The organism is Sulfurimonas sp. (genome assembly GCF_028714975.1).
GTDB lineage: Bacteria > Campylobacterota > Campylobacteria > Campylobacterales > Sulfurimonadaceae > Sulfurimonas.
Window position 1 is genome coordinate 212,727 of sequence record NZ_JAQTLH010000002.1, and the last position, 15,341, is coordinate 228,067.

Annotated in this window: 9 protein-coding genes; 8 read left to right on the top strand and 1 reads right to left on the bottom strand. The window is 36.3% G+C overall.

Features of this window, described 5'->3' with window-relative positions; genetic code table 11:
- The first annotated feature begins 269 nt into the window (after positions 1-269).
- Positions 270-2,843 (top strand): preprotein translocase subunit SecA, encoded by a 2,574-nt coding sequence (secA, locus tag PHQ93_RS02895; RefSeq protein WP_299940617.1) that lies wholly within the window; start codon positions 270-272, stop codon positions 2,841-2,843.
- Complete coding sequence (locus PHQ93_RS02900; RefSeq protein ID WP_299940620.1) at positions 2,840-4,042, top strand: ABC transporter permease; 1,203 nt, start codon at positions 2,840-2,842, stop codon at positions 4,040-4,042. Before secA ends, PHQ93_RS02900 begins: the two co-directional genes overlap by 4 nt.
- A gap of 7 nt (positions 4,043-4,049) precedes the next feature.
- On the opposite strand, the gene PHQ93_RS02905 is transcribed toward PHQ93_RS02900, so the two are convergent.
- Positions 4,050-7,223 carry an AsmA-like C-terminal domain-containing protein gene (locus tag PHQ93_RS02905; protein WP_299940623.1) on the bottom strand — a complete coding sequence of 1,058 codons (3,174 nt, stop codon included), beginning with the start codon at positions 7,221-7,223 and terminating at the stop codon, positions 4,050-4,052.
- Between PHQ93_RS02905 and mltG the strand changes: the two genes are divergently transcribed.
- The 6 genes from mltG to sucD all read left to right on the top strand — a co-directional run bounded on the left by mltG (position 7,210) and on the right by sucD (position 15,171).
- Positions 7,210-8,097 (top strand): endolytic transglycosylase MltG, encoded by an 888-nt coding sequence (gene mltG / locus PHQ93_RS02910; protein ID WP_367278359.1) that lies wholly within the window; start codon positions 7,210-7,212, stop codon positions 8,095-8,097. The genes PHQ93_RS02905 and mltG overlap by 14 nt on opposite strands.
- A 137-nt stretch (positions 8,098-8,234) precedes the next feature.
- The gene (locus tag PHQ93_RS02915) at positions 8,235-10,436 is read left to right on the top strand and encodes an NADP-dependent isocitrate dehydrogenase (RefSeq protein ID WP_299940627.1); all 2,202 of its coding nucleotides are present in this window, start codon (positions 8,235-8,237) and stop codon (positions 10,434-10,436) included.
- A gap of 193 nt (positions 10,437-10,629) precedes the next feature.
- Positions 10,630-11,589: a malate dehydrogenase gene (mdh, locus tag PHQ93_RS02920; RefSeq protein ID WP_299940630.1), complete on the top strand. Its 960-nt coding sequence runs from the start codon at positions 10,630-10,632 to the stop codon at positions 11,587-11,589.
- 1 nt (position 11,590) lies between these two features.
- The gene (gene fumC / locus PHQ93_RS02925) at positions 11,591-12,982 is read left to right on the top strand and encodes a class II fumarate hydratase (protein WP_299940632.1); all 1,392 of its coding nucleotides are present in this window, start codon (positions 11,591-11,593) and stop codon (positions 12,980-12,982) included.
- A gap of 129 nt (positions 12,983-13,111) precedes the next feature.
- Positions 13,112-14,287: an ADP-forming succinate--CoA ligase subunit beta gene (gene sucC, locus PHQ93_RS02930; RefSeq protein WP_299940635.1), complete on the top strand. Its 1,176-nt coding sequence runs from the start codon at positions 13,112-13,114 to the stop codon at positions 14,285-14,287.
- Positions 14,288-14,298: 11 nt separating this feature from the next.
- Positions 14,299-15,171 carry a succinate--CoA ligase subunit alpha gene (gene sucD / locus PHQ93_RS02935; RefSeq protein ID WP_299940638.1) on the top strand — a complete coding sequence of 291 codons (873 nt, stop codon included), beginning with the start codon at positions 14,299-14,301 and terminating at the stop codon, positions 15,169-15,171.
- Positions 15,172-15,341 lie beyond the last annotated feature (170 nt).

A 15,341-nucleotide genomic window follows, 5' to 3' on the forward strand; every position in this document is an offset into this window, starting at 1 on the left:
CACTTTCGTGTCAGAGGATTATAAACGCTAATCGGAACAAGTCCCGCTTAGCTGTGCTTGCAGCACGGGCACTAAAGCTTGACACTTTCGTGTCAGAACGAAATTATATCAAAGCAACTATTTACATATTGTTTAGTATTAAGATTTAAAAAAAGCATTTTATAATTTTTGAGCGTCCTTTATGCAAAGTATAATTATATGAATGGTATAATAAAGAGAAATTCAATGACGGGTGTGTTTGATTCACCCCTCTACAAATAAGGTTGCGGATGCTAGAAGCATTAATTGGTAAGATTTTCGGTACTTCAAACGATCGTGAATTAAAAAAATATTATAAAATTGTTAATAAAATAAATGCATTGGAAAGTAAGTATAAAGCTCTTAACGATGATGAATTAAAAGCTGCTTTTGCAGAAATTAAAGAGAGCGTTTTATCAGGAGAGAAGAGTTTAGATGATGTTTTAGTAGACTCTTTTGCGATAACAAGAGAAGCTAGCGTAAGAACTCTAAATATGAGACATTTCGATGTTCAGCTTATCGGAGGGATTGTTTTACATGAGGGCAGAATCGCTGAAATGAAAACAGGCGAGGGTAAGACGCTGGTAGCAACTTTACCGATTATTCTTAATGCAATCAGCGGCAAAGGTGTACACCTTGTAACGGTCAATGACTACTTGGCTTCAAGAGACGGAAACGAGATGCGCCCGCTCTATGAATTTTTAGGATTTAGCGTAGGTGTTATCTTGGAAAATATGCATGATTCTTCTTTAAAAAGAGAAGTGTATAACGCCGATATAACTTATGGAACAAATAACGAATTTGGGTTTGATTATTTAAGAGACAATATGAGCTATTCTCGTGAGCAGATGGTTCAAAGAGGTCACAATTTCGTTATAGTCGATGAAGTCGACAGTATTTTAATAGATGAAGCTAGAACCCCGTTAATCATCTCAGGACCGACAAACAGAACTCTTAGAGATTTTAATGATGCAAATTCAATCGCATTAAAACTGGTAAAAGATGAACATTTCAGCGTTGATGAAAAAGACAGAACTGTTCTGCTAACTGAAGACGGTATCACAAAAGCAGAAGAGCTGTTTAAGGTTGAAAATCTTTATAGTCCCGAAAATGCTTCACTTTCGCATATCCTTGATCAGGCGTTAAAAGCAAACTATCTTTTTGAGAGAGATGTTGATTATGTAGTAAACGACGGCGAGGTAGTAATCGTAGATGAGTTTACGGGTCGTCTGAGTGAAGGTCGTCGTTTCTCTGAGGGTCTGCACCAAGCGCTTGAAGCTAAAGAGGGTGTTGATATCAAAGAAGAGACACAAACTTTGGCAGATATCACATTTCAAAACTATTTTAGAATGTATGACAAACTAGCAGGTATGACGGGAACTGCTCAAACTGAAGCATCTGAATTTGCTCAGATATACTCTCTTGATGTTATTTCAATACCTACAAATATACCTATTTCCAGAAAAGATTTAAATGACTTAATCTATAAAACGGAAAAAGAGAAATTTGAAGCTGTTATCAATACCATAAAAAATCTCTCAAAAACAGGTCAGCCGGTTCTAATAGGTACCGCTTCTATTGAAAAATCAGAGATATTGCATGAAGTGTTAAAAAAAGAAAAAATTGCTCATACGGTTTTAAATGCTAAAAATCATGCGCAAGAGGGTGAAATAATTAAAAATGCGGGTGTCAAAGGTGCCGTGACGATTGCTACGAATATGGCTGGTCGCGGTGTTGATATTAAAGTAAATGATGAAGTTAAAGCACTTGGGGGACTCTACATTGTAGGGACTGAGCGACATGAAAATAGACGAATCGACAATCAGCTTCGCGGGCGAAGCGGGCGTCAAGGCGATGCGGGTACGACACAGTTTTATCTCTCGTTGGAGGATAATCTTCTTCGAATTTTCGGAAGCGATAAGATTAAAAGTATTATGGAGAGACTCGGTGTTGAAGACGGTGAATATATAGAGTCGAAAATGGTTACCCGCGCGGTTGAAAAAGCTCAGAAAAAAGTTGAAAATATGCACTATGAGGGCAGAAAACAGATTGTTGAGTATGATGATGTTGCAAATGAGCAGAGAAAAATTGTTTATAAATTTAGAAATCAGCTTCTTGATTCAGAATTTGATATCTCATCGAAAATTAATGAATTAAGAGTTGATTATATAGAACATATTTTAAACGGTTGTGATATTTTTGACGGCGGAGCAAAAGAGGATTTCAATTTGGAAAAAGTTTTCAAATTGCTTCATGAGGAGATTGGCGTAGAACTTAATATGGAAGATTTCTCTTCATTTGAGTATAGAGAACTCTTAGACGCCGTGATACAAAGTGTTAAAAAATCTTATGATGATAAGATGAGCGTGCTAAATGATGATATCTGCAGCGAGATTGAGAGAGAACTTTACCTAAAAGAGCTTGATAGCGCATGGAGAGAGCATCTTTATGCAATGGATAATATGAAAACAGGTATCAGACTAAGAGCTTATAACCAAAAAGACCCTCTTGTCGAGTATAAAAAAGAGAGTTTCAATCTTTTTACGGAACTTATCTCAGATATTAAATTTAACACTATAAAAACTCTTCAAATCATTAGATTTAGAGTTGAAGATCCGCAGGAAGAAGCAAAAAGAGTTGCAGAGCAGTTAGATATACAGAGAAAAATTAACGAGGCGGCAATTCAGTTTAACCTTTATAATAATGAAGAGAACAGCGTAGAAAAGAAAGTCTCCAGAAACGATCTTTGCCCATGTGGAAGCGGTAAAAAGTATAAGCTCTGTTGTGGTAAAAGCGGTCCGAAAAAAGGTGTGTTTGCCTCTTGAAAACATCAATAGTTCCATATTTAGTAAAACGATTTTTACGGTTTGATAATGAGCAGCCGTTTATATTTCTCTCTGCACTTTTGGCATTTTTAGGCATTTCACTCGGTGTTATGGTACTTTTGATTGCCATGGCGCTAATGAACGGTTTTGATAATGAGTTCAAAAAGAAATTAACTATAATGAACTATCCGTTAACCATTATTCCTAAGTTTTACGGTTCTGTTAATGAAGAGTTACTCTCAAATCTAAAGTCAAAGTTTCCAAATCTCAGCTTTAGCCCCTATGTCCAATCAGCTATTATGGCTAGGAGCGGTTCAAAACTAGAGGGCGGCTATATCTTCGGTGTTGATTTTAAGAGTGAAGCCAAAGTAAACAGCGTTTTAAAAGAGGCTATAAAGGATAGCACCTTTGATAAATTTGATGTATTGGTCGGTAAAGCATTAAAAGATGAATTTAATCTTTATGAGGGTGATAAATTGATGTATATATTTACTCATGTAGAGCCGGGAGGAATGTCTGTTACTCCAAAAATCAAAAGATTTAATGTTAGTACTTTTTTTGAGTCGGGACTCTCCGCTTATGACAAAGCTTATAATTATACGACTCTTTCGTCGCTTCAAGCGATTATGAATTTGCCGAGCGATCAATATAGCGGAATACATATCTACTCAAACAATCCGCAGGTCGATATACTGAAGATTAAAGAAATTCTTCCGCAAAGCGTGACTATAAAAGGGTGGTGGGAAGAGAATGTAAACTTTTTTGCGGCTTTAGAGTTGGAAAAAGCTTCTCTTTTTATCGTATTAATGCTGATAATACTCATTGCAGCCATAAATATAATATCTTCACTTCTAATGACAGTAATGAATAGAAGAAGCGAAATAGCACTTCTACTATCTCTTGGCGCAACATCTGCAGAGATTAAAAAAGTATTTCTATACTTGGGTATAGTCATCGGTGTTAGCGGTATTTTGGCAGGAATAGTTCTTGGTATGAGCGGTTTATGGGTACTTAGTACATTTGACATAGTTCATCTGCCAAAAGATGTCTATCCGACATCTACTCTGCCGCTTGATTTGAGTGTTAAAGATTTCCTTCTTATCGTTTTTGGAGCATTTGTAATCGTCGTCGTCTCTTCATTTTATCCGGCAAAAAAAGCAAGTGAAGTTGACATTTTAACAGTTCTTAGAAATGAGTAGAAAAAGTTTATTTCTTTTCTTCTTTTTCTTCTTCGCTGTTAAATAGTTGAAACGGATACATAAGCGCTCTTTTGATTATATTAAACGGTGCTGCTGCAATATCTTTGGTTATTTGAGTATTAACATCAGGATTCTCGAGAGTGCCGCTAAGTTTTAGAGTAGTTGAGAGATTTTCTTTGCCTAGCAAGATATGACCTATTAGCGGTATTTTTGAAATTGAGCTGCCCAAACCTGTCTTTAAATTTAGATCCATATTTATGTTGTTGTTTTTTATGCTTGCCTCTCCAACGCCTACGATTTCAATCTCTTTTGAGTTAAGGTGAAGATTATTTATTTTATATATGTCATCTTTAAATTTAAAATTAAGATATGCATTTTTTGCAGCTATTCCGTTTTGGTTGTATCCGGGAAGAGAAAATGTGACAAGTGATGGAACGGTATTTACGAATGCCAAAATATTATTTAAAATCTTATAATCAAGAATAGTGGTATCTTTTACATAAAGAACACCGTTGTACTCTTTGGTTGAACCGTTGATATAAAACTCTAAAGAGCCGCCTTTAAACTTCGAGAGAGCAAACAACTCTCCCATAAACTCATCATCAAAATTTTCTCCGTATAGATGCAGTATATCATCTCTTAATTTTAAGAAAGCTTTTCCGTTTTTATGCGTAAGTTCGGCATTTAAATCTTCGTCAATATATTTAAAACTAATAGTATCTGATACTATATGTCTGTTTTCGCTTAGGCGTATATATGAGTTTTTTGCTTCAAAATAGATGTCGCTGCTGTTTTTTGTCTCTTGCGTGTTATTTCTATCGGCAGAAAAATTTAACACTTCATCTAAATTTATTCCGATACCGTCTGCTTTAATTTTTATATCTTTTTTTATCTCTACGGCTATTAAATCATTAATTTTAAAACTCGTCTCTTTGGTTTTACCGTTAAACTCACCGTTTATGGCGTAACTCTCAACAGGCTTATTTTTTGTTGCAAGAATTTTATATTTGTGATTGGTATTTAGTAAAAATTTCATACTCTCTTCATCGCTTTTTTTCTGCAGTATAAAATTTCCGTTTGTTATGCCATACTCTTTTAGAATATTTGAGTATTTGGCTATTTTATCGATAGAATTTAGAGTTACTTTCCACTCGTCATTACTAAATAAATACTCAAAATCAAGCTCTTTTGAACTGATTGAAGTTTTATTGTTTTTATTTCCGACTAAAAGTCGTATATTTTCATCGGTTTTTAAAATTTCGCCGAAGCTATCATTTCTAAACTCTAAATTTTGAAGATTTATCACTCCCTTGGAATTTGCCAAATTGTACTCACTGCTTATTTCTGATTTTAAAATATCTTCAAAATTTAAAAATAGATTTTTAACTTGAATTATGTCCGGTGTAATATTTGCCGTTAGATTTTCAAGGGTTAATTTTTTATCTTCAATCTTCAATTTAATCTCTTTTTTTGAAGAGAGTGTCAGCTTGTTAGTATCGTATGCAAGGCTAAAAGAGGGTATTAATTTGTCTAACGATATATCAAGATAGTTAAACTTTAGCAAATCAATGTCAAAATCTGCTTTTTTGGAATTAAAAAATATATCTCCCGCTACGACTGCCGATAAGAGATTTGGAACTTCTACTAAAGTTTGCGGGATAGTCGCACTAAGTTCTTTTATATCAAATGGTATCTGCATAGTATCTATATATAGAGTTTGTTCTTTAAATCTCCACATGGATTTGTCAATAGTGAGATAATCCTGTTTAGGCGATATACTATAAGTTGCAACTAACGGCTCTTTGTTTTTTAGGAGTGTTAAGCTATTTTCTTTTGAGTCTATGGTGTCAAATCTAAAAGTCAATTTACCTTCAGACTCTTTAGCATTAAAATCCAAATCTACATGCGAAGCGGCAATATCGCTATATTTTGCAGCCATATTGTTTACTTTTACATCGTAATTTTTTAAAAATACATGTGCATCAAATATATCTATATCTAAGCCTAAATAATTTATTTGAGCCTCTTTTGCATAAAAATCTCCTACAGCCTCGACGCCTAAAGTAATTAGGTTTATATCGAGTGTCAAATTTGTATCTACTTCGCCTCTGTTTTGAATAAACGGCAGTTTGATTTTATATCTATCAAGCAGGCTAAGGAGTTCTTTATTTACTTTACCTTTAAAAAGAAGGTAGAGCGTTAAGAGTTCCTCTTTTTTTGAAAAATCAATTTTTAACCAGCTTTTATCTAAAAAGAAGTTATATGAGTAGGCATTTTGCGGTCTTATATAGAGTACGCCCTCTTTAAACTCTAAATCTGTCTTTGTCGTGCGAACCGAATCTACTTTTTTATCGTATGTGTAGGTTAAGTCATTCGCTACTGCTTTTGCATATAGATTTAAGTATGCTTTGTCAAGATTTTCATATTCAATCCAACCGTAGAGTTCATTTAGCGAGAGACTTGACATCTCTATCGCGTCATATATCCAGTATTTAACATCAGGGTGGACATCAAACAGATCTACGATTTGTCTTGTATCTTTTATATTTTCGTTTGACTCTACCTTGTATGATAGTTTTTTTGTATCGCCGTAAGCTAATAAATTGAGTTTTGTATCATTATGTATAGTTATGTTTAATGTCGTTGTGAATTTTAACTTCTCTTTTATATCAAAGGAAATATTTCCATCAATAGTTACATCTTTTTTAATTGCTTTTAGCTCATCAATTTTTAGAGTAAGCAGACCTTTCTCCAAAAGAAGCGAACTGTTTAAGATAAAATCCGGCGAAGATATATGTAAAAGCCCTTTCTCGTCGTCCGTGTACCGAATTACACAATCCGTATCGTTTAGTGACATTTTCTCAATGATTATTTCTTTAAACCAAACCGTAAAGGGGAGCGTACTATTTATTATTTTAATGATTTTTTCGTACTCTATCTCAGAATCATCTCTCTTTTTTTCTTTTGCAAAATGAAGTTCTTTAGCAACTACGCTTATTTTTTCATCCCATTTAATGTATAATTTCTCAACTTTAACATTTTGAAATGATATATTGTCTATATATATTCCGTTTTGTAAAAGTATAAATGATGCAAAGAGTATTAAAAATATGAAAGAAAAAATACTGACGAGTATAAATTGGATTTTTGATATTGCACTAATAATTATGTTGTCGTTCATCTACTACCTAAATAAGCCTATTGATTCCCCCAAGATTATATATATTTCCAAAGGTTCTATTAGTAAGATTATAACACAAATGCAAAATAATAATTATGATGTAAGTAAAATTGATGCGCTATTATTGAGAGTAATCGGCTCTCCTCAAAGCGGATGGATAAATATTGGGTCTACTTGTAACACAAGAGGAGATTTTTTATACAAGCTTGTAACTGCAAAAGCGGCTTTGCAAAATATTACATTAATACCCGGTGAGACAACTTATATATTTTTAGATCAGTTGGCAGAGGAGCTTAAGTTAAACAGAAATATACTTCAGAGCGAATATGAGCTACAGTCACAATACCCTGAAGGTGTGTTTGTTCCTGATACATACAGTATACCGATTGGTATAAGTGAGAAGCTAGTCATTAAAATTTTATTAAACGAATCATTATCAAATATGAAAAAATTATCAATGAAAGCTTTTGGAATATACAATGAGAAAAAATGGTTACAAATCGTAACAATCGCGTCTATTATTCAAAAGGAATCTGCAAATATAGAAGAGATGCCGCTTGTGAGTTCTGTTATTTATAACAGACTTAAACTAGGTATGAAACTTCAGATGGACGGAACTCTAAATTATGGCAAATATTCACACATTAAAGTCACTTCAACAAGGATAAAAGAGGACACTTCAATCTATAATACATACCTGCACAGCGGTATTCCTGAGTTTCCGGTATGCAATGTAAGTATTGAAGCGATAAAGGCTGCAATATTTCCGGCAAATACAGATTATCTCTATTTTGTAAAATCAAAGAACGGAACGCATGAATTTACGCGTAACTATTCTACACATTTAACCAATATAATGCGTGCTACCAAATGAAACATATTTAAAATAAAACTAGATAGTTGAGTAATCTAATCACATATTGTTTGTCTTAAGTGGTAAGATACACCTTGTAAGTTTTTATCAAAGTGTACTCTTTGAGTAAAAAACAAAATATTAACCAAGGATGAAAGATGTCAAAAATTATTTGGTCAAAAATAGATGAAGCACCGGCTTTAGCAACATATTCGCTTTTACCGATAGTAAAAGCTTTTACAAAAAACGCAGGCGTAGATGTAGAGTTGAGTGACATATCACTTTCAGGCAGAGTTATTGCTACATTTTCTGATGTATTAAAACCGGAGCAAAAACAAAATGATGCTCTTGGCGAACTTGGTGAAATGGTACAAGACCCAGAGTGTAATATTATAAAACTACCAAATATTTCAGCTTCGATTCCACAGCTAAAAGCTTGTATCGCTGAACTTAAATCTCAGGGATATGATCTTCCTGAATATCCAGAAGATGCTAAAACCGATGAAGAAAAAGCGATTAAGGAGAAATATTCTACTTGTTTAGGAAGTGCTGTTAATCCGGTTCTTCGTGAGGGAAATTCAGATAGAAGAGCTGCTGCTGCGGTTAAAAACTTTGCTAAGAAAAATCCGCATAAGTTAAGAGCATTTAGTGAAAACTCAAAAGCTTATGTTTCTCATATGTCAAGCAATGATTTTTATGAAAATGAGCAATCAGTTATCAAAAGCGGTAACTCAAAAGTTATGATTAACTTAAACGGTAAATGTTTAAAAGAGATAAATGCAGTAGATAGCGAAATCTTAGACGGTACATTTATGTCGGCAAAAGCTCTTAGAGCATTTTTTCAAGAGACATTAGATGAAGCAAAAGCTAAAGATGTTCTTTGGTCATTGCACCTAAAAGCAACTATGATGAAAATCTCTGACCCTATTATGTTCGGTCATGCTGTTGAAGTGTTTTTCAAAGATGTTTTCGCAAAATATGCAGCGGAGCTTAAAGAGATTGGTTACAGCTCAACTTTAGGTTTAGGTGATTTGTACAAAAAACTTACAAAATTACCAGAAGCAAAAAGAGTAGAGATTGAAGCGGCTATCATGGCAACTTACAAAACTCAGCCGAATATGGCGATGGTTGATTCGGACAAAGGTATTACAAATCTACACGCTTCAAACGACATTATCATCGATGCTTCTATGCCGGTTGTAGTTCGTGACGGCGGAAAAATGTGGAATGCCGAGGGTAAAGTTCAAGAGTGTGTTTCTGTAATTCCGGATAGAACTTATGCAACTTTTTATGAAGAGATAGTTAATGATTGTGTTAAAAACGGTCAATTTGATGTAACAACTATGGGTAATGTTGCAAATGTCGGTTTAATGGCGCAAAAAGCAGAAGAGTACGGTTCTCACCCTACAACTTTTGAGATTTCAGAAGATGGTATCGTTGAAGTTGTTGACGCAGACGGCACAGTTTTAATGAGCCACAATGTAGAAAAAGGCGATATTTGGAGAATGAGCAGAGCTAAAGATGCTGCTATTAAAGACTGGATAAAACTTTCTCATGAGAGAGGTGTTTTAACAGGAAGTCCGGTTATTTTCTGGCTAGATACATTTAGACCGCATGATGCAAATCTAATCAAAAAACTAATGGATTATTTACCTGCTCATTTGGCAAAAACTCCGATTGAATATGAGATTTTAGCTCCAAAACAAGCTATGAGATATAGTTTGAGAAGAGTTAGAGCAGGGCTTGATACTATTTCTGCAACAGGAAATGTTTTAAGAGACTATTTAACAGACCTTTTCCCAATCTTAGAGCTTGGAACTTCTGCAAAAATGTTATCAATCGTTCCACTTCTATCAGGTGGCGGTGTATTTGAAACAGGTGCAGGCGGATCGGCTCCAAAACATGTTGAGCAGTTTGTTAACGAAGGACACTTAAGATGGGATTCTTTAGGAGAGTTCTTAGCACTTGCAGAGTCACTAAGATTTATTGCTCAAAAACATAACTCAAAAGAGTTAGAAGCTGTAACAGAAGCTCTTGATGTTGCAAACGCAGGTTATTTGGATAATAATAAAGCGCCTGGAAGAAGTGCAGGAGAGCCTGACAATAAAGCTTCTCACTTCTTTGTAGCACAGTATTGGGCAGAGGCTCTGGCAAACCAAACTAAAGCACCGGCTCTTGCGGCTAAATTTGCTCCTGTAGCAAAAGCGCTTAAAGAGAATGAAGCTAAGATTATGGAAGAGTTAATGGCTGTTGAGGGTAAAGCTCAAGATATCGGCGGATACTATAGACCGGATGATTTAAAAGCTGACAAAGCGATGAGACCGTCTGCAACGCTTAATACAATTATTGATAGCATTTAATATCATTAGATAGACAGAGAAAAAAAGCTCTGTCTATTTTTTTCTTTTTTTTATGAAACTGTTTAGTTTTATAAAAAAGGCAAAAAAATGTCTTTACGCGTAGTGTTTTAGAAATATACTAAACTCATTTGTGATAGCATATGTTTTAAGTGTATTTGAGTGATGCATTACAATTTTATCTCAAGGAGTCTATATGAATCAAGGAAAAAGAGTAGGAATAGTAGGTGCCGGAAATGTAGGCGCAACGGTAGCATACTCTTTAGCAATGCTTGGTTCTTGTCATGAAATAATTCTTCGTGATAACAAGATTGATGTTGCTAAAGGTAAAGCGCTTGATATGAGTCAGGCTGCTGCAGCTGTTAGAAGTCATACGGTAGTTAGTGTGGCTGAGGATATGTCAGATTTAACTAATTGTGATGTTGTGGTTGTAACTGCAGGAAGTCCGAGACTTCCGGGTATGAGTCGTGATGATCTGCTTATGATTAACGCAAAGATTACAAAAGAAGTTATAGAAGGTATCGCGAAATACTCTCCTGATGCAATTATAATTATGGTCTCAAATCCGTTAGATGCTATGACGTATGTGGCACTTAGAGAGAGCGGTTTTGAGAGAAGCCGCATTATCGGGATGGCAGGGGTATTAGATAGTGCTAGAATGGCTAGTTTTATTCAAGAAAAACTTGGCTACGGCGGCGGTCAAATTCGTGCTTCGGTTATGGGAGGACATGGTGATGATATGGTTCCGCTTCCGCGCTATTCGACTGTTGCAGGTGTTCCTTTAACAAATCTTTTAACTGCTAATGAAATTGATGAAATTGTTATGCGTACAAGAAACGGCGGAGCAGAGATTGTAGGACATCTTAAAACAGGTTCGGCATATTATGCACCTGCAAGATCTACGACTATAATGGTTGAAGCGATACTTAAAGATACGAAACAGATTCATCCGTGCGCGGTTTTTTTAGAAGGTGAGTACGGTCACTCTGATGTGGTTTCAGGCGTACCGGTTATGCTAGGCGCAAACGGAGCAGAAAAGATTATAGAAATATCTCTTGACGAATCTGAAAAGAAGATGTTTGAAGGCTCTTGTAACTCTGTTAGAGCTTTAATTGACACGCTAAATAAAAATAATTTTTTTGATAAAGGAGAGTGAGTTGCGTACGCGTATAGAAAAAGATACAATGGGTGAGATTGCAGTTCCGTTTGATGCTTATTGGGCTGCTCAAACTCAAAGATCAATAGAGAATTTTGCAATCGGTGAAGAGAAAATGCCATACGAGATAACAAGAGCATTTTCATATCTCAAAAAAGCAGTTGCTATCGTAAACAAGGATTTAGGCAAACTAGATGCTAAAAAAGCAGATGCTATCGCACAGGCTTGTGATGATATGCTATCTGGAAAACTAGATGGCGAATACCCTCTTGTTGTCTGGCAAACAGGTTCGGGCACGCAATCAAATATGAACAACAATGAAGTTCTGGCAAATCGTGCTACCGAGATTCTCGGCGGTGATTTTAGAGTAGAGAAGTTAATTCATGCAAATGATGATGTAAATAAATCTCAAAGCTCAAACGACACATATCCGACGGCTCTTCATGTAGCGGCAGTTATTGCGGTAGAGACTCGTGTTTTGCCTGCTATTGCTAAACTTAAAGCAACGCTGATTGAGAAGTCACAAAAGTTCGACCATATCGTTAAAATCGGACGAACGCACCTGCAAGATGCTACACCTTTAACTCTTGGTCAAGAGATTAGCGGCTGGGTTGAGATGCTAAACAAATGTGAAAAAATGGCAAAAGATTCTCTTGAAGCCGTTCGTGAGCTTGCACTCGGCGGAACTGCGGTTGGAACGGGACTTAATGCCCATCCTGAGCTTGGAGAGAGAGTAGCTTGTAAACTAACAGAGCTTACGGGACATGATTTTGTAACTGCACCGAATAAGTTTCATGCGCTAACTTCTCATGATGCTTTAGTTTATGCACACGGTGCTCTAAAAGCACTCTCGGCAGATATGATGAAGATAGCAAACGATGTTCGCTGGTTGGCTTCTGGTCCTAGATGTGGAATAGGTGAGATTACTATCCCTGAAAATGAGCCGGGCTCTTCAATTATGCCTGGTAAAGTAAACCCAACGCAATCTGAAGCAGTAACTATGGTTACATGTCAAGTTATGGGGAATGACACGACAATCGGTTTTGCGGCAAGTCAGGGAAATTTTCAACTAAATGTATTTAAACCTGTAATTGCGTACAACTTTTTACAATCATGTCGTTTGCTAGCAGATTCTATTGTTTCATTTAATGATAATTGTGCTGTCGGAATAGAGCCGGTTGAAGACAAAATAGATTTTTATCTAAACAATTCACTTATGCTTGTGACTGCACTTAACCCTTATATAGGTTATGAAAATGCGGCAAAAATAGCAAAAACTGCGCATAAAAACGGTTCAACTCTAAAGGAAACAGCGATAGAACTTGGTCTGCTGAGTGCCGAAGAGTTTGATAAATATGTAATACCACAAGATATGATCTCGCCAAAAGCATAAAATAAGTTCTCTGCCTCGTAAGAGGCTGGCTTTTCTAAAGAAACTTCGTTTTGTGCCACAGCGGCAAGCGTAGTAAAATGGGCTTTGCTCATTTTGCGTGTAATTAAATTAAAAAAAAGGAAAAATTGAATGAATATACATGAATATCAAGCAAAGCAAATTTTTGCTAAGTACGGTGTACCGACACCAAAAGGTCTGATGGCTGAGAGTGTAGAGCAGGCAGTTGAAAATGCGAAAGTATTAGGCGGTCCTATCTGGGTTGTTAAAGCTCAAATCCATGCAGGCGGTCGTGGACTAGGCGGTGGTGTTAAACTTGCTCGCTCAATTGAAGAAGTTGAAAAACTTTCTCGTGAAATTCTTGGAATGACTTTGGTTACTCACCAAACAGGACCAGAGGGTAAACTTGTTCAAAAACTCTACATCGAAGACGGTGCAGACATCAAAGATGAGTTGTATCTTGGTGTTGTTCTTGACCGCGCAAAAGAGATGCCTGTAATCATGGCTTCTACAGAGGGCGGTATGGCAATAGAAGATGTTGCACATGACACTCCTGAGAAGATTATCAAAATCGCAGTAGATCCTGCTATCGGTTTTCAAGGTTTTCATGGAAGAGAGCTTGTTTTTGGTTTAGGTATAACTGACCCAAATGAGCAAAAAAAACTTATAAGCTTTGCTTCAAAACTATATAAATTATATATGGAAAATGATGCGGAGATGATAGAGATTAACCCTCTTGTAAAAACTGGAAGCGGTGAATTTTTAGCGCTTGACGGAAAAATGGGATTTGATGATTCTGCACTCGGTCGTCATCCTGACATCGAAGCGATGAGAGATATAAGCGAAGAGGATGCTGACGAGAGAGAAGCAGGAGAATACGGACTTAGCTATGTATCGCTTGATGGTGAAATCGGTTGTATGGTAAACGGAGCAGGGCTTGCAATGGGTACTATGGATACAATCAACTATATGGGCGGAACTCCTGCAAACTTCCTTGATGTCGGCGGAAAAGCAAATGCTGAGACTGTTGCAAAAGGTTTTGAGATAATTCTTAAAAATCCTAAAGTAAAAGCAATATTTGTAAATATATTCGGTGGAATCGTAAGATGTGACCGTATTGCAAACGGTATCTTAGAAGCTACAAAACTTGTAGATGTTCATGTACCTGTAATCGTGCGTCTTGACGGTACAAATGCGCCGGAAGCCGCAGAGATTTTAAGAAATGCAAATATTGCAAATGTTATAGCAGCTACAGACTTGGCTGATGGTGCTGCAAAAGCAGTAGCAGCTGCAAAACAAGCTAAGTAAGGAGGGGATTTATGAGTATATTAGTAAATAAAGACACAAAAGTAATCGTTCAAGGTTTTACGGGAAAAGAGGGTTCTTTTCACGCTGAGCAGTGTTTGGCATACGGAACAAAGATAGTCGGCGGTGTTACGCCAAACAAGGGCGGAACTGAGCATTTAGGTCAACCTGTATTTAATACCGTAAAAGAGGCTGTACAAACTACAGGTGCAACCGTTTCTATGATATTTGTTCCGCCTGCATTCGTTGCAGATGCTGTTATGGAAGCTGCTGATGCAGGAATTGAACTTGCGGTTATCATTACTGAGGGTGCACCGGTAAGAGATATGCAGGCTGCTAAAGCTTATGCAGTTAAACACAATATGAAAACAATCGGACCAAACTGCCCGGGTATCATTACTGCAGAGGAGTGTAAAATCGGGATTATGCCGGGTATGATTTTCAAAAAAGGAAATGTAGGACTTATCTCAAAATCCGGAACTCTTACTTATGAGGGTGCCAACCAAGTTTGCAGAGAAGGTTTTGGTATTTCAACTGCTGTAGGTATCGGCGGCGACCCAATTATCGGTCTTTCATATAAACAACTTCTTCCGATGTTTGAGGCAGACCCTGATACACACGCAATCGTTATGATTGGTGAAATCGGCGGAGATCTTGAGATCCAAGCGGCAGCATATATAAAAGAACATATTACAAAACCTGTTGTTGCTTTTATTGCAGGTCAAACTGCACCTAAAGGTAAAAGAATGGGTCATGCAGGGGCTATTATAAGCGGCGGGGCAGGGACTGCAGCTGAGAAAATGGCGGCGCTTGAAGCAGCCGGCGTAAAAGTTGTCGTGTCACCGTCTGAAATAGGTAAGGCTATAGCCGAAGTTTTAAAAAAGTAGATTTTACTGTGTGTGAGCCTCAATAAGTAACATATTTGTTATTTATTAGGCGCCAATAGCACAATTTAGAGCGATATTAATAAAAATTAGTTAATCTGTTTGTGAAAAAGAGATTTGGCATAGTGGATATTGTTACTTTTAGTAACTAGTAGTATTTTTTAACTTAAAAT